At 64.6% G+C, this 24,740-nt stretch carries 22 protein-coding genes; 5 read left to right on the forward strand and 17 right to left on the reverse strand.

The genetic code is table 11. The features are described 5' to 3' along the window. Positions 1 to 9: 9 nt before the first annotated feature. From GUY40_RS01875 to GUY40_RS01900, 6 genes are read right to left on the reverse strand one after another with little or no spacing between them, the layout of a single operon-like run. A complete protein-coding gene (locus tag GUY40_RS01875; protein ID WP_166567237.1) occupies positions 10 to 762 on the reverse strand; it encodes an enoyl-CoA hydratase family protein in 753 nt (250 codons plus the stop codon). Continuing rightward, a complete protein-coding gene (locus GUY40_RS01880; RefSeq protein WP_166567238.1) occupies positions 759 to 1,865 on the reverse strand; it encodes a nitronate monooxygenase family protein in 1,107 nt (368 codons plus the stop codon). The genes GUY40_RS01875 and GUY40_RS01880 overlap by 4 nt, the downstream gene beginning before the upstream one ends. Further along, positions 1,862 to 2,770: an enoyl-CoA hydratase gene (locus tag GUY40_RS01885; RefSeq protein WP_166567239.1), complete on the reverse strand. Its 909-nt coding sequence runs from the start codon at positions 2,768 to 2,770 to the stop codon at positions 1,862 to 1,864. Before GUY40_RS01885 ends, GUY40_RS01880 begins: the two co-directional genes overlap by 4 nt. Then, positions 2,767 to 3,576: a CoA-transferase subunit beta gene (locus GUY40_RS01890; RefSeq protein ID WP_166567240.1), complete on the reverse strand. Its 810-nt coding sequence runs from the start codon at positions 3,574 to 3,576 to the stop codon at positions 2,767 to 2,769. The genes GUY40_RS01885 and GUY40_RS01890 overlap by 4 nt, the downstream gene beginning before the upstream one ends. An 11-nt stretch (positions 3,577 to 3,587) precedes the next feature. Then, positions 3,588 to 4,463 (reverse strand): CoA transferase subunit A, encoded by an 876-nt coding sequence (locus tag GUY40_RS01895; RefSeq protein ID WP_166567241.1) that lies wholly within the window; start codon positions 4,461 to 4,463, stop codon positions 3,588 to 3,590. 2 nt (positions 4,464 to 4,465) lie between these two features. Then, a complete protein-coding gene (locus GUY40_RS01900) occupies positions 4,466 to 5,365 on the reverse strand; it encodes a VOC family protein (RefSeq protein ID WP_166567242.1) in 900 nt (299 codons plus the stop codon). A gap of 574 nt (positions 5,366 to 5,939) precedes the next feature. Here GUY40_RS01900 and GUY40_RS01905 point away from each other — a divergent pair. Next, positions 5,940 to 6,251 carry a hypothetical protein gene (locus tag GUY40_RS01905; RefSeq protein WP_166567243.1) on the forward strand — a complete coding sequence of 104 codons (312 nt, stop codon included), beginning with the start codon at positions 5,940 to 5,942 and terminating at the stop codon, positions 6,249 to 6,251. A gap of 121 nt (positions 6,252 to 6,372) precedes the next feature. Here GUY40_RS01905 and GUY40_RS01910 read toward each other — a convergent pair whose 3' ends face one another. The 9 genes from GUY40_RS01910 to GUY40_RS01950 form a co-directional block, all read right to left on the reverse strand. Then, entirely contained in the window at positions 6,373 to 7,308 is a 936-nt protein-coding gene (locus GUY40_RS01910) for an OB-fold domain-containing protein (RefSeq protein ID WP_166567244.1), read from the reverse strand. 2 nt (positions 7,309 to 7,310) lie between these two features. Next, complete coding sequence (locus GUY40_RS01915) at positions 7,311 to 8,522, reverse strand: thiolase family protein (RefSeq protein WP_166567245.1); 1,212 nt, start codon at positions 8,520 to 8,522, stop codon at positions 7,311 to 7,313. Between the two features lie 103 nt (positions 8,523 to 8,625). Further along, positions 8,626 to 10,224 (reverse strand): DUF1302 domain-containing protein, encoded by a 1,599-nt coding sequence (locus tag GUY40_RS01920; RefSeq protein WP_166567246.1) that lies wholly within the window; start codon positions 10,222 to 10,224, stop codon positions 8,626 to 8,628. A gap of 60 nt (positions 10,225 to 10,284) precedes the next feature. Further along, the gene (locus GUY40_RS01925) at positions 10,285 to 11,373 is read right to left on the reverse strand and encodes an MBL fold metallo-hydrolase (RefSeq protein ID WP_166567247.1); all 1,089 of its coding nucleotides are present in this window, start codon (positions 11,371 to 11,373) and stop codon (positions 10,285 to 10,287) included. Next, the gene (locus tag GUY40_RS01930; RefSeq protein WP_166567248.1) at positions 11,373 to 13,217 is read right to left on the reverse strand and encodes a long-chain-acyl-CoA synthetase; all 1,845 of its coding nucleotides are present in this window, start codon (positions 13,215 to 13,217) and stop codon (positions 11,373 to 11,375) included. The genes GUY40_RS01925 and GUY40_RS01930 overlap by 1 nt, the downstream gene beginning before the upstream one ends. Beyond that, positions 13,214 to 14,293, reverse strand: a complete 1,080-nt coding sequence (locus GUY40_RS01935) for an alkene reductase (protein ID WP_166567249.1) — start codon at positions 14,291 to 14,293, stop codon at positions 13,214 to 13,216. Before GUY40_RS01935 ends, GUY40_RS01930 begins: the two co-directional genes overlap by 4 nt. An 11-nt stretch (positions 14,294 to 14,304) precedes the next feature. Then, positions 14,305 to 14,934, reverse strand: a complete 630-nt coding sequence (locus GUY40_RS01940; protein ID WP_166567250.1) for a nuclear transport factor 2 family protein — start codon at positions 14,932 to 14,934, stop codon at positions 14,305 to 14,307. Between the two features lie 8 nt (positions 14,935 to 14,942). After that, positions 14,943 to 15,716, reverse strand: a complete 774-nt coding sequence (locus GUY40_RS01945) for an SDR family NAD(P)-dependent oxidoreductase (RefSeq protein ID WP_166567251.1) — start codon at positions 15,714 to 15,716, stop codon at positions 14,943 to 14,945. Between the two features lie 10 nt (positions 15,717 to 15,726). After that, positions 15,727 to 16,458: an SDR family NAD(P)-dependent oxidoreductase gene (locus GUY40_RS01950; RefSeq protein ID WP_166567252.1), complete on the reverse strand. Its 732-nt coding sequence runs from the start codon at positions 16,456 to 16,458 to the stop codon at positions 15,727 to 15,729. Between the two features lie 279 nt (positions 16,459 to 16,737). Here GUY40_RS01950 and GUY40_RS01955 point away from each other — a divergent pair, with 279 nt between their 5' ends. From GUY40_RS01955 to GUY40_RS01970, 4 genes are all read left to right on the forward strand, one after another. Then, positions 16,738 to 18,063 carry an MFS transporter gene (locus tag GUY40_RS01955; RefSeq protein WP_166567253.1) on the forward strand — a complete coding sequence of 442 codons (1,326 nt, stop codon included), beginning with the start codon at positions 16,738 to 16,740 and terminating at the stop codon, positions 18,061 to 18,063. Positions 18,064 to 18,083: 20 nt separating this feature from the next. Then, complete coding sequence (locus tag GUY40_RS01960; protein ID WP_166567254.1) at positions 18,084 to 18,920, forward strand: alpha/beta fold hydrolase; 837 nt, start codon at positions 18,084 to 18,086, stop codon at positions 18,918 to 18,920. Between the two features lie 18 nt (positions 18,921 to 18,938). Then, positions 18,939 to 21,068 carry an FAD-dependent oxidoreductase gene (locus tag GUY40_RS01965; RefSeq protein ID WP_166567255.1) on the forward strand — a complete coding sequence of 710 codons (2,130 nt, stop codon included), beginning with the start codon at positions 18,939 to 18,941 and terminating at the stop codon, positions 21,066 to 21,068. Positions 21,069 to 21,502: 434 nt separating this feature from the next. Beyond that, positions 21,503 to 22,321, forward strand: coding sequence for a DeoR/GlpR family DNA-binding transcription regulator (locus GUY40_RS01970; protein ID WP_166567256.1), 819 nt, complete (start codon positions 21,503 to 21,505; stop codon positions 22,319 to 22,321). Between the two features lie 90 nt (positions 22,322 to 22,411). On the opposite strand, the gene otnI is transcribed toward GUY40_RS01970, so the two are convergent. Further along, complete coding sequence (otnI, locus tag GUY40_RS01975; RefSeq protein ID WP_166567257.1) at positions 22,412 to 23,194, reverse strand: 2-oxo-tetronate isomerase; 783 nt, start codon at positions 23,192 to 23,194, stop codon at positions 22,412 to 22,414. Positions 23,195 to 23,216: 22 nt separating this feature from the next. Beyond that, complete coding sequence (locus GUY40_RS01980) at positions 23,217 to 24,680, reverse strand: SLC13 family permease (protein ID WP_166567258.1); 1,464 nt, start codon at positions 24,678 to 24,680, stop codon at positions 23,217 to 23,219. Between the last annotated feature and the right edge of the window lie 60 nt (positions 24,681 to 24,740).

Genomic DNA, 24,740 nt, shown 5'->3' on the forward strand with positions numbered 1-24,740 from the left:
GCGTGGGTCTCAAAAAGTCGCTTCGCGCTTTTCAACAAATGCCCGGCGGGTCTCGGCCGAGTCCGACTGGTTGTAGGCTTCGAGGGTGAAGCCCTGCTCCCAGCGGTATTTGTCTTCCAGGTTGCCGTCCTCGATACCGTTCAAGGCCTCTTTGGCGATGCGGATCATGGCCGGGCTCTTGGCCGCGATCGATGCGGCGATTTCACGCGCGGTAGCGGCCAGTTCGGTCTTGTCCACCAAGCGCTCGATAAAGCCGTACTGCATGGCGTCCGGCGCACTGATGGCGGCGCCGGTGAAGAACAGGTAGCGAACCTTTTGCACCGGGAACAGGCGCTGCAAGTGCGCGCCGCCACCCATGGCACCGCGGTCGACTTCCGGCAGCGCAAAGCGCGCGCAGGTGGAGGCCACGACGATGTCGGCCGCGCCGGTCATGCCGATGCCGCCGCCGAGCACAAAGCCGTGCACCGCGACGATCACCGGCACCGGGCAACGGTGGATGGCCTTGAAGGTGGCGTAGTTGCCGGCGTTGACCTTGACGATCCGCTCGGGGTGAGCGTCCAGCTCCTTGATATCGACCCCGGCGCAGAAGCCCCGGCCTTCGGCGCGGATGATCAGCACCCGCACCTGCGGGTCAGCGCCGAGTGCATCGATGGCACCCGCCAGGGCCAGCCATTCGCTGCTGTCCAGGGCATTGACCGGGGGTTTGTCGAGGATCAGTTCGGCGATCCCGCCGTCACATTTCACGTTGAATGCGCTGTTCATGCCTGGGCTCTCCCCGCTGGGCTGATGGTGGACGCGTGAGCACGCGCAAAAAGCTGTTGCAGACAGGCCTCGGCCTCGGCTGCGATCTGTTCGAGCAGGGCCTGGCAACTGGGCAATGAGTCGATGGCGGCGGCCACCTGGCCGCTGGGCAGAATGCCTTCGTCGGGCCGGCCTTCGACCATCGAGTGCTGCAGCAGCACCGGCTGGTTGGCGGCCATGACCACCTGCGAAAGGCTGGCCGGGTCTTCCTTGATCGCTTTGAGCAAGGTCTTGAGCATGTGCGCGCTGCTCATGCCGGTCTGCGCCTGCCAGCGCCGGGCGCTGCGCAGGGCCAGCCACAAGCGGCCCAGGGGGCTGGCGCTTTCCAGGCGCTGGATAAAAGGGTTATCGATCATGCGGTGGCGCATGCCGTCGACGGCGGTGGTGACGCGAATCTTCTGCGGGTCATCGACCGCCAGGTAGCGAGCCAACGTGGCACGCGGGGTTGGCGAATCGCTGGTCATCATGAAGCGCGTGCCCATGGCGATGCCGTCGGCACCGGCGGCCAGTGCCGAGGCCAGGCCACGACCGCAGGCATAACCGCCAGCGGCGATCACCGGCACCTTCACGGCGTTGAGCACTTGCGGCAGCAGGATGGTGGTCGGCACGCCGCCGGTGTGGCCGCCGCCCTCGCCGCCCTGCAGGGTGATCATGTCGGCACCCAGTTCCACGGCCTTGAGCGCATGCTTGAGCGCACCGACGGTGGGGATGCACAGCACGTCGGCCTTCTTGAAGCGGGCGATGGTGGCCTTGTCCGGGCCACGGCCGTAGCTGACCGCGCGCAAGCGGTAGCGGATCGCCAGGTCAACGCACTGGGCGGCGTTCTCCTGGAACATATGAAAGTTCAGGCCGAACTGGCTGCCGCCGGTGGCTTCGATCACTTTCTGGATCTGCCCTTCCAACTGCTCGGCGGCAATGGTGGCGCCGGCCAGAAAGCCAAAGCCGCCGGCGCGGGTGGTGGCCGCCACCAGGTGGGCATCGGCGACCCAGCCCATGGCGGTCTGCACCACCGGGTAACGGCAGCCGAGGGCTTGTGTCAGCGGAGTCTGCAACAGGCTGCTCATGACTGCCCGCCTTCGGCCTGGGCCTTGTTGGCGGCGGCCATGGCCTTGCCGTCGAAGCCGCCGAGCTTGTCGCCGCTGATCTGTTCGTTGTGGACATGGGCGAAGTGGTGCCAGGCGAACGCCGCGTCCATGCCGGTGCGCTTGCCCTGCAAATCTTCGATGTGATTGACCGCCTGCTTGGTCAGCGCCAGGCCCATGCGCGGCTGGGCGCCAATGCGTCGGGCGATGTCGAGCGTGGCGCTTTCAAGCTGCTCACGCGGCACCACGCGGTTGACCATGCCCAGCTCATAAGCACGCGATGCGGGCATGCGCTCGCCGAGCATGAGAAATTCCTTGGCGATGCGCGGGTGCATTTCGAAGGCGTGGGCGAAGTACTCGACGCCGGGAATACCCATGCGCACCACCGGGTCCTGAAAGAACGCGTCGTCACTGGCGACGATCAGGTCGCAGACCCAGGCCAGCATCAGCCCGCCGGCAACGCAGGCACCCTGGACCATGGCGATGGTCGGCTTGGGCATCTCGCGCCAGCGCCGGCACATGTTCAAGTACACCTCTTGCTCGCGGGCATAAAGGAACTCGCCGCCGGGCTTGTTGCTGTGGTCCCACCACAGTTGCACGCGCTCGAACGGCTTGTTCACATCGCGACCGGGAGTGCCAATGTCGTGGCCGGCGCTGAAGTGCTTGCCGACCGCGCCGAGTACGATCACCTTGACCGCGTCATCGTCGATGGCGCGGCGAAAGCAGGCGTCCAGAGCGTAGGTCATCTGCGAGTTCTGGACGTTATTGAACTGCGGGCGGCTGAGGGTCAGGATCGCAACGCCGTCTTCGACCCGGTACAGCACCGGCTCCTCGGTCTCGTAGACCGATGCATCCTGCCGGCTGACAAATTCGGCGTCATGGCTCATGCGCGCACCTGCTCGAGTGTGCGGATACCCGCCGGGTTGCCCTTGAGCTGTTTGCTGCGCAGGTCATGCGGGTCGAGGCGGCGAATCAGCGCCAGTTGCGCGTCGGTGGGGTGCGCGGTTTCAGCCAGGCCGGGGGCCTTGAGCAGCTCGAAACCGGTACGTTCCTGCACGGTGGCAAAGTCCACGCCGGGGTGCAGCGACAGCACCTGGGGCGCGTGGTCCGGGCCATTGAAGTCCATCACGCAGAGGTCGCTGACCACGCGGCCGACGCCCATGAAATCGCGGCGCATGCCCGGCTGCCAGCGCTCGGGGTTGAAGCCGACGCCGCTGACCATGTCGACTTCGCCGTCGACAAACACGCGCTTATTGTGGCTCGGCACGAAAAACGAATTGAGGTGGTTGATGCTGTTGCCCGGCAAGCCACGCACACCGAGCATGGCGACCTTGGGCTTGTGGTAGTCACCGACCACCGAGAGGTTGGTCTGGGCCCAGCGATCAATCTGGGTCGGGCCGATCATGGCGTGCCGACGGCCGTGCCAGACGCACTCGAAGATCCGCTCGAAGGGCATGTAACCGGCGTATTTGGGCACGTAGTCGCCGCGCGGGCCGACCGGGATCGGCTCCTCGACCAGGAAGGCTTCGCTGTCGGTCATCAACAGCTCGGGGCTGTGGCTGAGTTTGGCCAGGCCCGCGCCCAGGCGCGGAATAATGCCAAGGCCGGAGGCCAGCAACTCGCCGTTGCCGCGCCAGGCTTCACTGGCGGCGACGATCATCAGTTCAGCCAGGCTGAAGGATTGGTTGGACATGCTGCAGCTCCTCAAAAAATCGGCAGGGGCAGGTTCGCCATGCGTTCGCTGCCGCCGTTACGCTCGCGGTATTCGATGTCGCTGCACGCCACATAGGTGTGCAGGTACTGCTGCCAGCCAGCCTCCTCGTTCGCGCTGTCGCTGTAGGCTTTGAGGTGCGTCATGTCCCAGCCGTAGTCCGGGCCGCAAGCGGTCGGGTGGGCGCCCAGCGGTGCTTCGATCACACCGCTGACCAGGCTGCGCTCGAAGGTGTTGAAGCGCGCACTGTTGGCGTCCAGCTGCAGTTGTGGGCTGACTTGCTCGGCCGAAACGAAGCAGCGCTCGGCGGCGCGGGCGAACAGGTGGTCGAAGTAGCTGTCGGCGCCGGTCACCAGGGTGTTGCCCAGGTAATCGGCGTGGTTGACGTGGACAAAGGCCACGTCCAGGTTCAGCGCCGGCATGGCCAGCAGCACTTCGCCGTCGGCATAGGGCGAGGTGACGGTGCGCAGCTGCGGGTTGTGAGTCAGCACGTCGGTGGCAAGGCCGGCGCGGGCCGGCAGGAATGGCACGCGCATGCCGGCGGCTTTCAGGCCCCACTGGAACAGGCCTTCATCCAGCTCCATCACCGGCAAGCTGCCCGCCTCGCGGGCCTTGCGGAAATACGGCTCCAGCGGGATGGCATCGAGGGTGGCAAAGCCGAACACCAGTTCGCGGACCTTGCCGGCAGCGCAGAGCATGCCGACTTCCGGGCCACCGTAGGCCACTACGCGCAGGTCTTTCACCGGCGAGCGCAGGATCTCGCGCACGATCGCCATGGGCTTGCGCCGCGGCCCCCAGCCACCAAAGCCGACGGTCATGCCGTCGCGCAATTGGCCGACGGCATCGGCCGCTGTCATCAGTTTGTTCATGGTTATTCTCCTTGCGCCTGGCCAACACTGAAGTCATGGCCCCAGACGCTCACGCGGGTGAATTCGAAGGCCGAGTGCTGTTGCCAGTCGACCAGCAGCCCGCCGTAGCCGTATTCCAGGTCGAAGCCGGACGGGGTCTGCATGTAGAAGGAGGTCATGCGGTCATTCAGGTGCTGCCCCAGGGTCGCCGACAGCGGTACGCCATGGGCCTGGAGACGGTCATGGGCGCGGCCGACTTCGGTCATCGAATCGACCTCGACCATCACGTGCACGCAGTTGGACGGCACCGGGTATTCGGCAATCGCCAGGCTGTGGTGACGCGGGTTGCCGCAGTGCATGAAGTGGATGCGGACGGGGTCCGCATCCGGGGCGGGTCGGAAATTGAACATGTCGGAAATTTCGAAGCCCAGCACGTCCTGGTAGAACGCGGCGCAGTCATCGAATTGCGGTGCTGGCAAGACCGTGTGGCCCAGGCCCATGTCACCGGTGAGAAAGCGCGGTACGCCCTGCGGCGAGATGAAAGGCTGGCAGTCGGACAGGTAGCCCCAGCTCAGTTCGTGGCAGTTACCGACCGGGTCGCGGACCACGGCAATGTCCTGCACCTTGCGCTGCTCACGCAAGGCGGCATCACCGCGCTGGTATTCGACGCCGGCGGCCTCCAGACGAGCCAGCAGGCGCTCGAAGGCGGGCTTGCTGCCGGTGTCCCAGCCCGAGGCCAGGTAGCAGGAGGTCGGGCCCTCAACAATTAGAAAGCGAAAGGGGCGATCGTCCATTTTCACGTACAGACCGCCGCCGGGTGCAGGTTGGGTCATCATGCCCAGCACGTCTTCGGCGTAGCGCTGCCAGCGGTCCAGGTTATCGATTTGGGCGACGCAGTAACTCAATGCGCGGATGTCGGTCATGCTGCAGAACCTCAAGCACTGAAGGGGTGGCTTGAGGGGATTGTCGCGGGTGGGGGGTGGGGGCGAATCGTCCGTTGAGACTAACGGGGTGGTACGGGATAACCTCAACACTTGTAGGAGCGGACCTGGCCGCGATGGGCTGCGAAGCGGCCCCGGCGATTCTGAAATCACCTGCACTCGCTGGCTGAATCGCAGATGCCGATCGCCTCAGGGGCCGCTTCGCGGCCCATCGCGGCCAGGTCCGCTCCTACATGGACCGTGCGCACTGATGAAATGTCTTACGCGTTTTGGAGCAATGTTCTGTAGCAGGGCTCAGGGCTTGGGAAATACCCTACGCACCGCGTCGTCTGCCATGAACTTGTCCATGGGAAGCCATGCCCCTAGGCTTTTGCGGTCGCTGAATGGTTCAGCGATCGGGTGTGGTAACCCGGGGGGAATTAGCTGTCTCAATGGCGGCTGTACGCGGGAGAGCTTCGGCTCTGCCGGCCTTATTCCTCCGGTTTACCACCCCGCGTACAGCTGCCACCCACCGTGTGGTAACGAGTGGATTGCGGCTTAGCCCAAGGAATAACTCATGAAAAAAGTAGTGCCCGATCCGCCAAGGAAAGTCCTCGCCAAAACCGCCAAAATGCCCATCGACAACTGCAACGCAGGCCACATGCCTCTGCTTGCCGTCCAGCCCGGCATCCACGCTGAAGACGCACTGATCCACACCACCCTGTTCTTGCAAAACAGCATCGACACCCTCAACAGACTCATCGACCAAGCCCCCGCCCCCTGCAAAGGCCTGGCGTTGACGAGCCTGCATTCCATCGAGATGGCCAAAGGTGTGGTGGAGTCGGTTCTGGGTGGCATGAAGCGGGGTGATCCCGGGACCCGAAACTGACACCTCCACCGGCACACCCTCTAATGTGGGAGCGGATTTATCCGCGAATAGCCTCACCGCGCTTCGCCTGACACACCGTGGTGAAGCAATTCGCGGATAAATCCGCTCCCACAACCCCCACTCACATATACAAAATCACCAGATCATTGATCACCGAAGGCCGCTCCTGCCCGACGATGTGCACATTCACTTCCAGGGTCATCTGCACACCGCGCTTGCCGCGCTCAACCGATTTGACCCGTGCCCGGGAATGCACCAGCGAGCCAGCCGGCACCGGCGAGGGGAAGCGCAAGCGGTCGGAGCCGTAGTTGACCATATTGGTGAAGCCTGTGACTTCGAAGGTCAACGGCACGTTCATCCTCGACGCCAACACCTGCACCAGTGCGCCATGGGCAATGGTGCCGCCGAACGGCCCTTGCTTGCGGGCCCGCTCGGGGTCGGTGTGCAGCCAGTAATCGTCGCCGGAAAGCTCGGCGAAGGCGTCGATCAGCGGCTGGTCGATCAGTACCTGGTTGCTCCAGTCGCTGTACTGGTCGCTGACCAGCGCCTTGAGCGCGGCGTCGTCATTGACGTCGACAGGCGTGCGCGCAGGCGCTTCAGTCTGCACGGCGTCGGGCTGGCGTACGACCTCATCACGGTGATCCAGCGCCACCTCGGCACCGGTGTAGCGCAGCAAGGTGGTGCCATCCTCTTTCACTCGCGCGAACACCGGCTTGACCGGCATGCCGATACGGATCGCTTCCGGGTCCAGACCAATCAGGTTGGTGTTGATGCGCACGCCTTCAGGCAGCTCGACCACCGCCAGAATCTGCGGCTCGGGGCCGCCGAACTCTGGCAAGGTCGGCACCCGCGCCACGGTAAAGGTGTACAGCGTGCCGTGGCCGCTGACGGCCTTCCAGCTCAGGTCATGGGCCAGGCAGTGGCTGCAGTGGCGGCGCGGGTAAAAGGTGAAGCGCTGGCAGACGTTGCACTGCTGCAGGCGGATCTCGCCGGCTTTCAGGCCGTCCCAGAAAGGCGCCGACAGGCTGGTGTGCAGCGGCATGGGTTTGTTTGACATGCTCAAGCTCCCTGAAGAATCAATGCGCCCTGCTCACTCATCACCCCACCGGTGCCGGAGACGAAGACCTGGTCGCAGCGTTTGAGTTGACGGTCACCGGCCTTGCCGGCCACCTGGGCAAAACCTTCGATCACCTGCGAAAAACCGCCGGCGGCGCCGGCCTGGCCAAAGCTGAGCTGGCCGCCGTGGGTGTTCATCGGAAAGTTGCCGCGCCAGGTCAGGTCATGCTCGCGGATAAAGCGCATGCCCTCGCCCTTGGGGCAGAATCCGGCGTCTTCCAGGGTCAGCAGGACGGTGATGGTGTAGCAGTCGTAAATCTGCGCCGCATGAATGTCCGACGGCTTCAGGCCGGCCATCTGGAAGGCGCGCTGGGCGGCTGGGCCGACCGGCGTGCGGGTCATGTCGACGGCGTAGCTGGGCGACTTGTAGCCCAGGTGTTCGCCAAAGCCTGTGATCATTGCCGGGCGGTTGCGCGAGCGTGCGGCCACCTCTTTAGAGGCGACGATCACTGCCGCGCCGCCGGCCACCGGCATGACGATTTCAAGGATGTGCAGCGGGTCGGCGACCAGTTTGCTGTTGAGCACGTCTTCGGCCGTCAGAGACTGGCCGAGAAAGATCGCATCGGGGTTGGCCTGGGCATTGGTGCGCTGGTCGACGGCGATCTTGGCCAGGGCCAGCGGGTCGTAGCCATACTGGGCAGCATAACGCTGGGCGATCATCGCGTAGCCGGTGTTCTGGCCCATATGCCCGTACGGCAAGTCGAACTCGGCCTCGGGCGCGCCGAAGTTCGTGCTGTGGCCACCAAAGCGCATGGAGCGAGCCATGGCGCTCGGGTCTTCATCAGGCCCCATCGGCGCCAGCCGCGCCGGCAGCACACAGAGCACCGCCTGGCACAGGCCCAGCTCGATGGCGGCCGCCGCGCGCCAGATCATCCCGACCGCCGTGGTGCCACCGAGGTCGACCACCTCGGCGAAGTTGACGGCAATGCCCAGGTATTCAGCGGCCATGGCCGGCACGAATACCGAGGCTTCATGAAAGTGCGGGCCGTTGATCACCAGCCCGTCCAGATCGCTGGCCTGAAGGCCGGCATCGGCCAACGCGCGGGCGGCAAGGTCGGCCACCTGCTCCAGGTGAAACATGCGCGGGGCAGTGGCGTAGCGTTCAGGCTTGTACTGTGCAGCGCCAACAATGGCTGCGTGGCCTTTTAGTCCCATGACGGGGTAACTCCTTATTTGAAATATCTGTGCAATTGGGGCTGCTTTGCAGCCCATCGCGGCCAGGTCCGCTCCTACAGGAATCGTGGAGCGGCCCCAACACTCAGAAGGTGTATTTGGCCGAAAAGGTCAGGTAATCCCGGTCTGCCAGCTTGCGGCGCAGCGGGTCGGCCTCGCCCAGGAAGGCGTTGTACTTGGTCGACAGTTCCAGGTTGCCCAGGCGCTTGAAGGTCGCACCGACCGACAGTCGACGGTCACCCGCACCGCCGGCAATGGCCCCGGCCATCGGCGTGAAGCCGTCGACCACGTGGCTGAAGCTGACCGGTACGTTCATGTCCCAGCCCGGGAACAGCCCGGGATAGCCCAGGGTCACGCCCAGGGTGTAAGCCGTCGCCGAGGCGCTCTGGCGTGCCGCGCCGGTGTTGAAGGTGAAATCGTGGGCGCCACGCACGTCCTCGACGCTGGTTACCCAGACCCGCACCACTTCGCCGGTGAGGGTGGTCTGTGGGGCCCAGAAGCGGTCGCCTATCAGGTACACCATCGACAATTGCGCCTGCTGCCCCTTGGCCTTGGTCAAGGCGGTGGCGCCGGTTGCGGTCCGCACGCTGGTCGGCGCGCCGTCGCGGTAGCTCCATTCACCGCTGACCTGCACATCGCCAATGCGGGTCGAGGCACTGAGGCCGCTGAGCTTGATGTCTTCGAAGTACTCGATGGTGTAACGCAGTGCCGGGAAGGTTCCCCCCACCGTCACGCCGGCCGGGTTCTTGTCGTGGTAGTTGATGTGAAAGGCCGACAGTTCCCAGTCGGAGTTCGGCCGGTAACGCACTTGCACCCCGTACTGGCCGCTGTCGCGCGGCTCATTGGTGCCGGCATAGCGGATCGGGATCACAACGCCCGGCGCCACTTGCTGAGCGATAAACTCGCGGCCCGGGCCGACCACGTCGGTGGTCGACAGGTAGCTGCCCACCGGCGGCAGTTCGGTACCCAGCCACTCGTACTGGTAGTAGGCACCGAGGCTGAACTTGGAGTTGATATTCCACAAGCCCGAGACCTGGCCGACCGGCAGGAAGATTTCCTTCACCTCGACCCCCGGCAACGAGGCCTTCACCGCATCGGAAGGCGACTGCGCCCCGGACACGCCCGGGTAGAACAGGCTCTCGCCCCAGGACTCGACATGGCGGCCGGCCTTGACGTCCAGGCGCTGGCCGTTGTCGAAGCTCCAGCCATTGAACGCATAGGCATCCAGGAAGCGGCTGCGCCCACCGCTGTAATAACGCGTGCGGCTGGTGAACTCATCGAAGTCGCCGGCCTTGTTGACGGTGGCCGGCGAGTCATTGTCGTTGTGGCGGTGGTACACCGCATCATAGAAGGTACTGCCGCGCAGCACCGCGCCGTAGCTGTCCTTGCGCACGATCAGCTCGCCCAGCGCACTGACCTGGTTGGTGACCAGGCTGTGGCGATTGAAGTTGCGATCGCCGTCGTCGGCGTTACGCGGCGCGGTGAGTTCGTCCGCCTGCTCTTCCATGCGCATGCCGATGCCGTAGTTGGTGGTCAGGCTCCAGTCCACCGTCGCGCCATTGTCGAAGTAGATCGTTTCACCGGCCTGCGACACCCCCGACTGCAAGGTCAACGCCACCGCCGTAGCGAGGCTGGCGAGGGCGAAGCGTTTGGGCGCAAGCCCACTGTTATTGTTATTTTGCATGTCACTCTCCAGAGAACGGACACAGGCCCCAGGGCCCAACTTTTAACGACCGCGACCGGCTCAGAGGTGGATATCCGCTGACAGGTCAATCGGCTGGTCACCTGAGTGGCTCAGGCAGAATCGGTACACCCCGTGACTGCGCTCACGCAGCAACACTCCCTGCTCGACCAGCAGGTGCAGGTGTGCCAGCGTTTCCCCGAGGGCCATCAACAGGTCGAAGCGGTTCTTGATTTTCGGGAACAGAATCGGGCGGATTTGCGCCGCGCTCATGGGGCCGCGCAGCTGCTCGGTGAGCGCGCGCAGGTGGACCTCATGGTGGCTGCGCAACTGATCCAGGCGCTGGTGCAGGCCATAAAACGGCCGCTCATGGGCCGGCAGCACCAGCACGCTGTCGGGCACGCTGCGCAGCTGCTCGACCGAGTTCAGCCAGTCGCCCAGTGGGTTGGCCAAGGGTTCAGTGACGGCGACGCACACACTTGAAGTGATGCGCGGCAACACCTGGTCACCCGAGATCAGCAGCTGATCCTGCGGGCAGTACAGGCAGGCATGCTCCGGCGAATGGCCGGAGCCGATCACCACCTGCCACCGGCGGGTACCGATCTGCAGGGTCTGGCCGCCTCTGAGACGGCGAAAGCTGCGCGGCAGCTCGCTGTGGAAGACCGAGTCGTTGATCACCGGCACCAGGCCCTTGACCTCCTCCTCCTCAAGCCCGGCCTGGCGGTAGAACTGCTCGAACTCCCAACCCGGCGTGGCGCCCTTGCCGGGCAGCACGTGCAAGGCCTGGAACTCGCCGGCGGTCATGTACAGCGGGCAACGAAAGCGCTCGGCCAGCCAGCACATCAACCCGGTGTGGTCGTGGTGAAAGTGGGTGGCGATCAGCGCGACAATCGGCAGGTTGGCCATGGCAGTGCTCAATACCTGCTCCCAGGTCGCCTTGCCGACGTCGGTGTTCAGGCCACTGTCGACCACCACCCAGCCCTCGCCGTGGCGCAACAGGTAGAGGTTGATATGGTCCAGGCCGAAGGGCAGCGGCATGCGCAACCACAGCAATCCCGGTGCGATTTCCAGCGTATGCCCGGCCGGCGGCGGCTCAATGAAGGGAAAGCGCAGGCCGTTGCGCACTTCCCCACCCGCTTCGATCTCGCCCATTACTGGTCTCCCGCGAAGGGCAGCAAACCGTTGTTTGCCAGCACCTCTTTGCTGTAGGGCAGGTAACGGGCGCTGCGTTCGTCGCGGACAAACAGCGGGTCGTCGAACTGGCGCGGGTCGTAGCCCTGGCGCTGCAAGTCGACCTTGCGCAACTTGAAGGTGCTGGTCAGGTCGGCGCTGGCGCAAACTCGCACGAACAACGGCGCGGCGTAGCGCGGCACGCGTTCCTGGGTCAGCTGGAAGAACGTCTGCGGGTCGAACACCTGCCCCGGCTGCATCAGCACCGCGGCCATGCCGGCCCGGCCTTCGTTCTGCGGCACCTGCACGCCGTAGATATTGATCAGCTCAAGGCCCGGGTAATCGCCCAGCGCATCGGCGACTTCCTGGGTCGAGACGTTCTCGCTTTTCCAGCGGAAGGTGTCGCCGATACGGTCGACGAAATAGCAATAGCCGTCCTCGTCATAACGCAGCAGGTCACCGGAACTCCAGTAGGCATCGCCCGGCTGGAAGACGTTGCGCAGGATCTTGCTTTCAGTGGCTTCGCGGCTGGTGTAGCCCTCGAAGCGCCCGGCGCCGATCTGCGGGTGGTCGATGATAAAGCCGATCGCCTCGCCCACTTCACCCGGCTCGCACTGCACGTAGAAGCCCTGTTCATCACGTACATGGCTCTGGCTTTCGGTGTCGAAGCGGATCAGCCGCACGTTGGTCTTTTCCCAGAACGGAACGCGTCCACAGGAGCCAACGCGGTTGTCGACGTTGAGGATGTTGGCGTTGGCCTCGGTGGAGCCCCAGCCTTCGTAAATCGGCAGGTTGCCGAAGCGCTCGATCCAGCGTTGCCAGATGTCCGGGCTTAATCCCGCGCCCAGCATGCAGCGCAGGCCGTGGTCGCGGTCATCGGGCTGCGGTTCGCGGCTGAGCAGGTAGCGGCAGATTTCGCCGATGTACTGGAACACGCTGATGCGGTGCTGGCGCACGTCCGGCCAGAAGGCGTTGACGCTGAACCGGCGGCGCACCACGATCGAGGCGCCGGCCGTCAGTGCGGTGGACGTCACCGAGGTAGCGGCCGCGCCGTGATACAGCGGCAAGCAGCAGTAGAAGACGTCGTCGGGGCTGACATCCAGGGTCACCTGCATCACATCGCCCGAGCTCATCCAGCGCATGTGGCTGTACCTGGCGGCCTTGGGCAGGCCGGTGGTGCCACTGGTGAAAATCAGCAGCATGGTGTCTTCGGCTCGCACCCCGGCTCGGCACACCGGGTCAATGGGCACAGGCTGCGCCTGGCTCAATTGCTGGCTGAAGGTCGGGTCGACGAAATCGCAGACCGACGGCGGCGCAGTCAGCTGCGGGTCATCGACCTGCCACAAGGGGTAGCTGGCCGTTTCCGGGGTCTGGACGAACGCCTGCAGGCATTCCTGGCCGACGATCACCGCTTTTGCGCCGGTGCTTTGCAGGGCATGCAGCAGCGGCTTGCCGGCCAGATGATAATTGATGAACGCGGTGACCGCGCCGAGCTTGGCCAGGCCGAACCAGGCAAAGAAAAACGCCGCGCGATTCTCCATGGCCAGGGCGCACACATCACCGCAGCCGATGCCGCGAGCGCGCAACACGGCAGCATAGCGATTGGCCTCACGGTCGACTTCGGCGTAGCTGTAGCGCCGTTCGCCGATCACCAGCAAGTCACGCTCGGCAAAGGCCGCCGCGCGTGCTTCGAGGCGGTCGGCGAGGGTGTAAAGATCGGCCGGCTTGATGGCCGACGCCGCCTGGGCGCGGCGGTCGAGCAACTGTTGGGTGTGCTCGCGGGATACCACGCCAGGCACCTGCCCGGTCATGCCAAGGTCGCTCATACGCCCTCCTCCACGGTTTGGTGCACGGGGTAGTCGCAGTAACCGGCGGCGCCTGCGCTGTACAGGGTTTTACGGTCGAAGCGAGCCAACGGCAGGCCGTGGCGAAAGCGCTCGACCAGATCCGGGTTGGCGATGAAATGACGGGCGAACGACACCGCCTGCGCCGCGCCATCGGTCAGCGCCTGGTGGGCGCTGGCAAAGTCAAAACCGTCATTGATCAGCAGGGCACCGCTGAAACCTGCACGGGCGATGGCGAAGGCGTCCAGATCCGGCACCTGTGCGCGCATCACATGCAGGTACGCCAGGCCCATGCCGTTGATACCGGCGAGCAGTGCCTGCAAGGTGGCCAGCGGATCACTGTCACGCACATCGTTGTAGGGGTTGCCGGGGCACACGCGCAGGCCGACGCGGCCGGCGCCGATGGCCTCGCTCATGGCCTTGAGCACCTCCAGAGGAAAGCGCACGCGGTTTTCCAGGCTGCCACCGTAGGCGTCGGTGCGCTGGTTGCTGTTTTCGGCCATGAACTGCATCGGCAGGTAGCCGCTGGTGGCGTGTAATTCGACCCCGTCAAAACCGGCGGCGCGGGCATTGAGCGCGGCCTGGCGGTAGTCTTCGATCACCGCGCCGATCTCGTCGGCGGTCAGGGCGTCGGGTGTCAGGGTCGGCACAAGGCCCGCGCTGTCGGTAAACAGTTCGGTCTGCGCAGCGATGGCCGACGGCGCCACGGTGCGCGCGCCGGCCGGTTTGTTCTCGGCACAGGCGACGCGGCCGCAGTGCATCAGCTGCAGGACGATGCGCCCGCCGCCGCTGTGCACCGCGTCAGTCACCCGGCGCCAGGCGCTGATCTGTTCGGGCGAATAAATGCCCGGTGTGCGGCAATAGCCTAGGCCGTGCATCGACGGCGCCGTGCCTTCGGCAATGATCAGGCCGGCGCTGGCGCGCTGAGCGTAGTACTCGACCATCTCGGCGGTGGGCAGTGCCTGTTCATCGGCGCGGCTGCGGGTCATGGGCGCCATCACCACGCGGTTGCGCAGTTCGAGGTCGCCAAAGCGCGTGGGCTGGAAAAGCTCGTTCATCAAAGGCCTCCTTAACGCACGCGAATGCGCGGTGCCGGGGTGTCGCGACGGATGCCGCGCAAAAAACCGTCCAGCGGCGCGGGGGCGGCGACCTGGGGCAGGCCGTCATCCGCGGGGCATTGGTTCCAGAAGGATTTCCAGGACGGGAACAGTTCGTGGAAGGTGCCGTGGTAAGGCTCGCGGCCCGGCCAGCGCATCTTCATGTCGCCGATCGGCGGTTTATTGAGGTCGGTGGCGTACCAGTAGCACGGCAGCCGACGGCGGAAGTACCACTGGCCGTCGATGCGCTCGTAGTCGTCCCAGTAGAGCATCTGCATGATGACCCACTCGTTGCCGGCCTCGTGCTCGTTCTTCGAATACACCACGCCGATGGCATGGTCAGGGTCGCTGAACTCGATAATGTGCTGGCCGACGTGGTGCGAGGTGCCGGTGAACTGGTAGCGCAGGGTGTCGTCGACCCAGGCCTTGAGGTGCGCGCGGCCGATCTTTTCACGGCCCACGCGGATATCGGCCGCGAACAGATTGACGTGGGCATCGAGGTCGCGCATGTCCAGCGACAGGGAGTATTTGCCCACCAGTTGGCGGATGGCCTCGGTGGATTCAAGGCGGTCGAGGCGTTCAAGCAGTGCTTGCTGATCCATGGTTGCGCTCACTCCAGCACCGTGTACAGCTCGGAGCCACGGCCACCGTCCACCGCCAGGCTCGCGCCGGTGATGTACGAGGCTTCGTCGCTGGCCAAAAACAGCACGGCGTTGGCCAGTTCGGTGGCGTGCCCGACGCGGCGCATGGGGATCAGCCGCTCGGTTTTTTCGCGGGTGCTGGCGTCTTCGAGCATGCCTTCGGTGGCCGGGGTGTGGACCACGCCCGGGATCACCACGTTGCAGCGGATGTTGCTGGCCGCCCCTTCCGAGGCCACCGCCCGGCTGAAGTTGATGACGGCCGCCTTCGCTGCCGAATAGCCGGCCATCCACGGCATGCCGAACAACCCGCAGATCGAGGCCAGGTTGACGATCGAGCCGCCGCCACTGGCCTTCATCAGGCGCATGGCCGTGCGGGTGCCCCAGAAGGTACCGTCGACGGTGGTGGAGAAGTTGGCGTGCCAGTCGGCGGTGGACATGTCGTCAATCGCGCCCCAGGTGTAGGCCATGGCGTTGTTGACCAGCACGTCGAGGCGGCCATATTGGTCGGCCACCGATTCGATGGCGGCGATAAAACCTTGCTCGTCGCTGACATCGGCGACCCGCAGGTCGGCCTTGCCACCGGCTGCGCGGATCTGTTCAACGATCTCGATCAGCGGCGCCTCGCGGCGGCCGCAGACAATCACCATGGCGCCCTCTTCGGCCATGCGCCGGGCCGTGGCGGCGCCGATGCCCGAGCCGCCACCGCTGATGAACACCACTTTGTCGTGCATTCTTGTTGTCATGGCTTGTTCCTCAGATGAAGGCCATGCCGCCATTGACGGCGACGTTTTGCCCGGTAACGAAGCTAGCTTCGTCGCTGGCCAGGAAGGCCGCCACCTGAGCGATTTCTTCAGGGCGGCACAGGCGCCCGAGCGGGATGGCCTTGACCATGGCCTGCATCCACTCGTCGGGAATGCCCTGCATCATGGGCGTGTCGGTCGGGCCCGGGACCAGGGTGTTGACGCGGATGCCGTGAGGCGCCAGGTCGCGTGCCAGGGTGCGGGTCAGGCCCATCACGCCGGCCTTGGCGGCGACGTAATGGCACGGCCCTTCACCGGTCACGGCGGCGGTGCTGGAGAGGTTGACGATGGCCCCGGATTGGCGGGCGCTCATCAGCCGGCCGGCTTCCCGGGCGCAGAGAAACACGCCGGTCAGGTTGACGTTGATGACTCGCTGCCAGTTTTCCAGAGGTGTTTCCAGAAAGGCGTCCACCGAACCGATGCCGGCGTTGTTGACGAGGATGTCCAAACGCCCGGCTTCGCTTTCGATGCGAGCCATGGCTGCCTGCACCGAGGCTTCTTCGGCGACATTGCAAATCAGCGGCCGGGCGCTGTTGCCCAGGCCTTCGCAGGTTTGTTCCAGCGCCTGGGCATTGATGTCGGCGGCATATACTGTGGCACCCTGCTCGACGAAATGACGGACGATGGCACGCCCCATGCCTTGCCCGGCACCGGTCACCAGGGCGATCTTGTCTGACAGTTTCATAGCGGTTCCTTGTCCGATTGCGTTGGTCGCCATCATTGCGACGCCGGGACAGGGGAACATCGTCCGTTGAGACTAACGCCCGACAAGAGCTTGAATTGGCTGGGCCGCCTTACCCTTGTGGGAGCGGATTTATCCGCGAATTGCGGTGTGTCAGACCCACAGCGGTGAAGCGATTCGCGGATAAATCCGCTCCCACAACATGATGGTCTGAACGGACGATGCCCCACCCCGCCACAACACTGACCATCAACCCAATACAACAAGAACAGGAGCATCACAGTGAGCGCCTCACCCCCCGTCACCTGGCGCACGCACTATGCGCTGGCCGTCATCGCCCTGATCTACATCTTCAATTACATCGACCGGTTGCTGGTCTCGATCCTGATCGAGCCGATCAAGACCGAGTTCGGTGTCTCCGACACCATGATCGGGTTGCTGTCAGGCGTCGCCTTCGCGCTGTTCTATACCGTCTTCGGGCTGCCGCTGGGGCGCCTGGCCGACCGCATCGGGCGCAAGCCGGTGGTGGCGCTGGCCTGCATCGCCTGGAGCCTGATGACCATGCTCTGCGGGCTGGCCACCAGCTTCGGCCTGCTGTTGTTGTTTCGCATCGGCGTGGCGATTGGTGAGGCCGGCGGCGCAGCGCCGTCGGTGGCGATGGTCGCCGATCTGTACCCCAAACACCTGCGTTCACGGGCCTTATCGGTGCTGTTGATGGGGCCGGCGGTAGGCGCGGTGGTGGGCCTGGGTGCCGGCGGCTGGATCGCCGAGCACTACGGCTGGCGCATGGCATTCATTCTGGTCGGCGCCCCCGGGGTGCTGCTGGGGCTGATTCTGGCCTGGACGGTGCGCATCCCCAAACATGTGCGCCCACTGGCCACCCAGGTCAATGATGGACTGGTCCAGACCTTGCGTACCTTGCTGCAAACCCCGAGTTACGGCCTGATGGTGATCGGCGCCAGCGCCGCCGCCGTTGCCGGGTACGCCCTCGGCACCTGGAACCCGAGTTTTCTGATTCGCTCCCACGGCCTGAGCATCCAGCACGCAGGGCTGCTGATCGGCCTGGGCGGCGGCTTGATCTCCGGTGTCGGTACGCTGCTGTGCGGGCTGGTCACCGACAAATTGTCGGCCCGCGACCCCGGCTGGCAGATCGGCACGGCGCTGGTGGGCACCCTGTTGAGCGTCCCCTTCGGCGTGCTGTATTTCATGTGGCCGGCGGGCATTGCCTTCACGCTGGGCAGCGTCCCGGTGCCCGCCGGGTTTCTGTTCTACCTGGGCTTCGCCTTCTTCGGCACCTGGTGGTCGGTGCCGTGCATCAGCGCCCTGAGCCACTTGTTCCCGGCCAGCAAACTGGCCCAGGCCACGGCGCTGTTCTTCATGGGCATCACCCTGCTGGGCGTCGGCCTTGGCCCGCTGGTCACCGGCCTGCTCAGTGACTTCTACAGCGCCCGGATCGGCATCGAGGCCCTGCGCTACGCGCTGGCCAGTTCCATCGGGTTGTTACTGATCACCTGTTTGTGCCTGCTGCTGGCCATTCCCCGCTACCGCGCTCAGATCCTGCAGCAACACCGTATCCCGTCAGCGCCCGCAGAAGCCGCCGCTGCCTGATTCCCTGAAGAGGACGTTACATGAGCCACAACGAAAAAGACTTGCCCCTGCCCACTGGCAACTACGTTCAGTTGCCCGATGGCCTGCGCCTGCATTACCTGGACATCGGCGAGGGCCCGGTGGTGATCTGGCTGCACGGCAGCGGCCCGGGCGCCAGCGGTTTCAGCAACTTCAAGGGCAACTACCCGGCGTTCCAGAAAGCCGGGTACCGCAACATCATCCTCGACCTGCCAGGCTTCGGTCGCTCGGACAAACCCTTGGATGCTCACTACAACCTGGACTTTTTCGTCGGCCACCTGAAGGCCCTGATGGATGCCATCGACATCGAGCGCTGCACCCTGCTCGGCAACTCACTGGGCGGCGCCATTGCCCTGGGGCTGACGCTGGCCCATCCGGAACGGGTGGAGCGGCTGATCCTGATGGCGCCCGGTGGCGTCGAGGAGCGCGAGACCTACTTTCAGATGCCCGGCATCGCCCACATGGTCCAGGTCTACAGCGAAGGGCCAATGGGCCTGGAGCAGATGCGCAGCGTGATGAACCTGCAGTTGTTCGACGCCAGCCAGCTGCCTGACAGCCTGCTGGCCGAGCGCGTGGCGGTGGCGGCGACGCAACCGGCCAACCTGTTTGCGACCATGCTGGTGCAGAACATGACCGAGCGCCTGCACGAAATCCGCTGCCCGATCCTGGGTTTCTGGGGCAGTGACGACCGCTTCAACCCGCCGGCGGGGGTGTTCAAGTTCCTGGCCCATGCGCCGCACGCGCGCTTCACTGTGCTCAACCGCTGCGGCCATTGGGTGCAGGTTGAACATCAGGCGCTGTTCAACCGTCAGTGCCTGGATTTCCTTCAGGAAGCCTGACCGCCGAGGATCACTGCCATGAGTCATTATCCTCATCTGCTCGGCCCGGGTCGCATCGGCTCGCTGGAGTTACGCAACCGCATCATCATGTCGGGAATGGGCTCCAACTTCGCCGAAGCCGACGGCACCTGTAGCGAGCGTATCCAGGCTTACTACGAAGCCCGCGCCGCCGGCGGCGCCGGGCTGCTGATCATGGGCGTCGGCTCGATTGCCTATCCGGCCGGTACTGCCGAGCCGTTTCAGGTCGGCCTCTCCGACGATCGTTTCATCCCTGGCCTGAAGGCCCTGACCGAGCGCGTTCACCGTCACGGTGCCAAGATCGCCATCCAGCTGCAGCATGCCGGCAAGACCGCGGTGCGCGACCTCGCCGAAGGTCGCGAGCTGTGGGTGCCGTCGATGCCGTCTGCCGTGAAGAGCAACATGATGAACTCGCTCACCCCTGAAGAACTGGGGTGCTTTATCAGCTCGGCCAAGGGCCTGGCCGGCAAGCCGGCGATCCGGGTGATGGGCAAGGCCGATATCGCCCAGATGGTCGAGTGGTTCGCCGCCGCGGCCGAACGCGCGCAGCGGGCCGGCTTCGATGGCGTGGAAATCCATGCCGCGCACAGCTACATCATCGCCGGCTTCCTCTCGCCGTATTACAACAAACGCGATGACGAGTACGGCGGCTGCCTGGAAAACCGCGCCCGCCTGTTGATCGAGGTGCTGCACGAGACCCGTCGCCGGGTCGGCCCGGACTTTGCGATCTGGTTGCGCCTGGATGCCTGCGAGCTGGGCCTTGAAGGCGGCATCAGCCTGGATGATGCCAAGGCGGTTGCACGCTTGGCGACGGCGGCAGGTGCTCAGGCGATTTCAGTGTCGGCCTATGCAGCGTTTACCACCGGCACGGCTTTTACCGAAGCGCCGCTGGTGCATCAACCGGCCGGCTTTCTCGCGTGGGCCGCGGCGATTCGCCAAGTGGTCGATGTCCCGGTCATCACGGCCGGGCGCCTGGAGCCGGAGGTGGCCGAGCGCGCCATCGCCGAGGGCCAGTGCGACTTTGTCGCCATGGCCCGCAAGCTGCTGGCTGACCCTGAGCTGCCGAACAAATTGATGCGTGGCGACCCCAAGGCGATACGCCCATGCATCTACTGCTATGTCTGCGTCAGCCAGATTTTTGTCAATGAACGGGTCAAGTGCGCGGTCAACCCGTTCACCGGCCATGAGTTTGAAGCAGTGATCAGCCCCGCCGCCGTGCCTCGGCATATCGCCGTGGTCGGCGGCGGCCCGGCCGGCATGGAAGCGGCACGGGTGGCGACGCTGCGCGGGCACAAGGTGACGCTGATCGAGCGCAGCAACCGGCTCGGCGGCACGCTGTTCTTCGCCGCCCTCGCCTACCCGGAAAACGGCGCACTGCTGGATAACCTGGTGCATCAGGTCAAGGCCCTGCCGATCGAGGTGCGCCTGAACACCGAGGCCACGCCAGAGCTGCTCCGACAGCTGGGGGTGGACCAGGTACTGGTCGGCAATGGTGCCCGCCGCGACGCCCCTGATATCCCCGGGGCGAAACAAAAGCATGTGTGGAGCGGCGACGAATTGCGGCGCTTGATGACAGGTGATCGCGCCGACGAAATCGCCCGCGAAAAGCTTTCGCTCACCCAGCGCGCGATGATGAAAGCCGGCAGCCTCAGTGGCGTGACCGACAGCGCCGATGCCCTGAAGACCCTGTCGAAACTGTGGATGCCGCTGGGCAAGCGCGTGGTGATCATCGGCGGCGGGCTGGTCGGGCTTGAGCTGGCGGAGTTTCTGCTTGAGCGCGGCCGCCAGGTGACCGTGCTGGAACCGGGCACCCATCTGGGTCGCGAGTTGTCGATCGTGCGGCGCTGGCGGGTGCTGGATAACCTGGAGCAGCATCAGGTGGCGATGTTGACCCAGGTCCACATCGACAGCATCGGCACCAAGGACGTCAGCTTCCGCCAGGGCGATGGCCCGCTGCAGCAACTGGCGGCTGACTCGGTGGTGCTGGCCTTGGGTGCCGGGCCTGATAGCCGCTTGGCCGATAGCTTGAGCGCCTGTGATGTGCCGATCAGCCGGATTGGGGATTGTGGCGAGATGGGCTATATCGAAGGCGCCCTGCGCAGCGGTACCCACGCGGCGCTAGCCTTGTAACCCCTGTAGGAGCGGACCTGGCCGCGATGGGCCGCGCAGCGGCCCCTTGGGCCTGTGACATCTGCGAATCAGCTTGCGAATGCCGGCGGTTTCAGAATCGCCGGGGCCGCTTCGCAGCCCATCGCGGCCAGGTCCGCTCCTACCAGAACGGTGTCGCTCAATCCTTAACTGCTACGGTCCGGCGTCCCGGCAAGCTCGGCTGTCTTTGGTTTATGCGCCTTTATGCTGAAATCCATAATTTATGAATATTTGCATAATTACGCATAATTGCGCTGATGTGACGCGTCGGTGCACACCGCATTGAGCTCAAGCATACTGCGCGAGAGCGCCGCAGAACTGTTCAACATCCCGTCAGGCTGACGTGTTGGCGCTTATGGCCTGGCCCCGACAACTGCTATGCTGCTCCCGATTTCTCCCAGATTCCGGAGCCCGAATTGCCCAGCCAAAAGGACATCGCCGAAGGCGCTGCACCGATGATTCCCGAGCAACGCCGCGAGCTGATCCTGCGGCAGTTGCGCAAGCACCAGGTACTGAGCGTCCATCAATTGATGGAGATGTTCGACTGCTCGCACATGACCGTGCGCCGCGATATCGCCCTGCTCGAACAGGAAGGCCGGGCGTACTCGGTCACCGGTGGCGTGCGCATCGCCAGCCAGCTGCACAGCGAGCCCAGCCATCAACTCAAGGCTGTGGTCGAATTGCCGCAGAAACAGGCGATGGCCAAGCTGGCCGCCAGCTTGTTGCACAACGACATGACGGTGTACCTGGATGCGGGCACCAGCACGCTGGAGATCGTGCCGTATATCAAGGCGATGTCCGGGATGACCGTGGTGACCAACGACTTCGGCGTTGCCCACGCGCTGACGGACGCACCGCATGTGACGGTGATTCACACCGGCGGGCAACTCGACCATTCCAACCTTTCCTGCGTCGGCGGCCTGGCCGTGGCGACCTTGCGCCAGATCGTCACCGACATTGCCTTCATGTCGACCAGCTGCTGGGACCTGCGCCGTGGCATCACCACGCCGTCGGCGTTGAAGGTCGAGGTCAAGCAGGTAGCGATGCAGTCCGCTTCCCAAGTGGTGCTGGTGGCCAGCAGCTCGAAGTACGGGACGTTCAGCATGTACAAGATCGCCGGGCTCGAGCAGTTCGACATCATCATCAGCGATGATGAACTGGCGATTGCGGCGGCGGACGGGATTCGCAAGCAGGGGGTGGAGTTGTTATTGCCTTCGGGGAAGGCTGGGCTTTGATTTGCGCTATTCGCGGCGGTCCGGCGATCCGGTAAATCCGCTCCCACATGTGGGAGCGGATTTATCCGCGAAGCTTTTGGCTATTTCAGATCAAAGCGCCTTCCAGTCCCGCAACCACTTCAACCCCACCGAAGTATCGCCCTTGGGCCGGTACTCGCAGCCTACCCAGCCGTCATACCCGAGCTTATCGATCAACGCGAACAGGTAGGGGTAGTTCAGCTCACCCAAATCCGGTTCATGACGGTCCGGCACGCCAGCAATCTGGATGTGGCCAATACCGGCGAAATCCCGGCGCAGCTTGGTCGCCAGATCCCCTTCGACAATCTGGCAGTGGTAACAGTCGAACTGCACCTTCACATTGCTCGCCCCCACTTCCCGGCAGATCGCCTGGGCCTGGTCCTGGCGATTCAGGAAAAAGCCCGGCATGTCGCGGGTGTTGATCGGTTCGAGCAGCACCGTGACGCCGACCTTGGCCGCCTGGGCCGCGGCATAGCCGAGGTTTTCCAGGTACACGCCGTGGTGACGCGGGCGGTCGCTTTCCGAGGGCAGCAAGCCGGCCATCACATGGATGCGCGAGTTACCCAGCACCGCGGCGTATTCCAGCGCGCGGTCAAAACCGCTGCGAAATTCCGCTTCGCGACCCGGCAAGCTGACGATGCCCCGCTCCCCCGCCGCCCAGTCACCCGGCGGTGCATTGAACAGCGCCTGCTGCAGGCCGTTGTCGCTCAAACGCTGTTTGAGTTCCGCGGCGCTGTAGTCATAGGGAAACAGGTACTCCACCGCTTCAAAGCCGTCGGCAGCGGCGGCGGCGAAACGGTCCAGGAAGGCATGTTCGGGGTACAACATGCTGAGGTTGGCAGCAAAACGAGGCATGGTAACTCCTTGGAAAAGAGGGTCAGACAAAGGGCCAGATCAGCAAGGTAATACAGAAGCCCAGGGTGCCCAACAGCGTGGTAATCACCGTCCAGGTGCGCAAGCCGTCGGCCACGTTCAAACCGGCCAGTTTGGTGAAGATCCAGTAACCGGCATCGTTGATGTGCGACATGGCCAGGCCGCCACCGCCCATGGCCAGGCACAGCAGGGCCATGTGGTTGGGGGTCAGGTCGAGGGTGGTGATCAGCGGGCTGATGATGCCGGCTGTGGTCACCAGTGCAACGGTGGTCGAACCCTGCACCGCACGCAACAGCATGGTCAACAGAAAGCCCAGGGCGAGCACCGGCAGACCCGTGGTGCGCAGCACGTCCGAGACCACCGCGCCGATGCCGGTGTCGACCAGCACTTTACCGAACACGCCGCCAGCACCGGCAATCAGGATCACCATGGCCACGCCCGGCAAGGCCGAACCGATGACATCGGAGACCTGGCTGCGGCTCCAGCCCCGGCGCGAGCCCAGCAGCCAGGCACACAGCAGGGTGTCGATCAGCAGCGCGACGAGCGGTGCGCCGAGCACGGTCATGACACCGCGCAGGGCCGATTCAGGCGGCAGCAACGAGGTGGACAAGGTTCCCAGCAGAATCAGGATGATCGGCAACAGGATCAGGCTGACGATCAGGCCAAAGCCCGGCGGCGGCGCCGGTGGCAGTTTGGAGACGATGGCGCTGGTGGCTTCTTCCAGGCCCATGTGCGAGGCGGCCTCGGCGGCCCGTGGGCTGGTGCTGCCGTTTTCACCGTTGGTCCAGGCGGCGAGGTCTTCGTTGGTGACATGCGGGCCGTAGACTTCGGCCCGAATGTCATCGGTCATCGGGTAATAACGACGGGTCATGCGCCCGGCCACGCGGTAGCCGACATAGCAGAGGAAGGCGGTGATCGGCAGGCCGAACATCAGCACCCGGCCCAGGTCCGCACCCAACTGGCTGGCGGCGGCGACGGCACCCGGGTGCGGCGGCAGGAAGGCGTGCACGGTGAGCAAGGCGGCGCACATCGGCAGCGCGAACACCAGCAGCGGCTTGCGTGCGCGGCGAGCGATACCATAGGCCAGTGGCATCAGGATGATCACACCGACCTCGAAGAACACCGGCACGCCGATGATAAAGCCGGCGATGGTCAGCGCCAGCGGTGTGCGCCGGTTGCCGAAGCGTTCGATCAAGGTCTTGGCCAGCGCCTCGGCGCCGCCGGAGAGTTCGATGATCCGCCCGATCATCGCGCCCAGGGCAATGATGATCGCGATATGGCCCAGGGTCTTGCCCATGCCGCCTTCGATAGTGGCGACCAGATCAGCCGGTTTTACCCCGGCCACCAGGGCCACCAGGATGCTCACCAGCATCAGCGCCACGAAGGGCTGGAACTTGTACTTGAGCACCAGGAACAACAGCAGCGCGATGCCCGCGCCCGCGGTCACCATCAGCAGAAGCGGGCTCATGTCCGACCTCCTGCACAGCGGCATGAAGGCAGGTGCATGTAATCAGAAACGAGAGTGCAG

This window comes from Pseudomonas sp. R5(2019) (assembly GCF_009905435.1).
Classification (GTDB): domain Bacteria; phylum Pseudomonadota; class Gammaproteobacteria; order Pseudomonadales; family Pseudomonadaceae; genus Aquipseudomonas.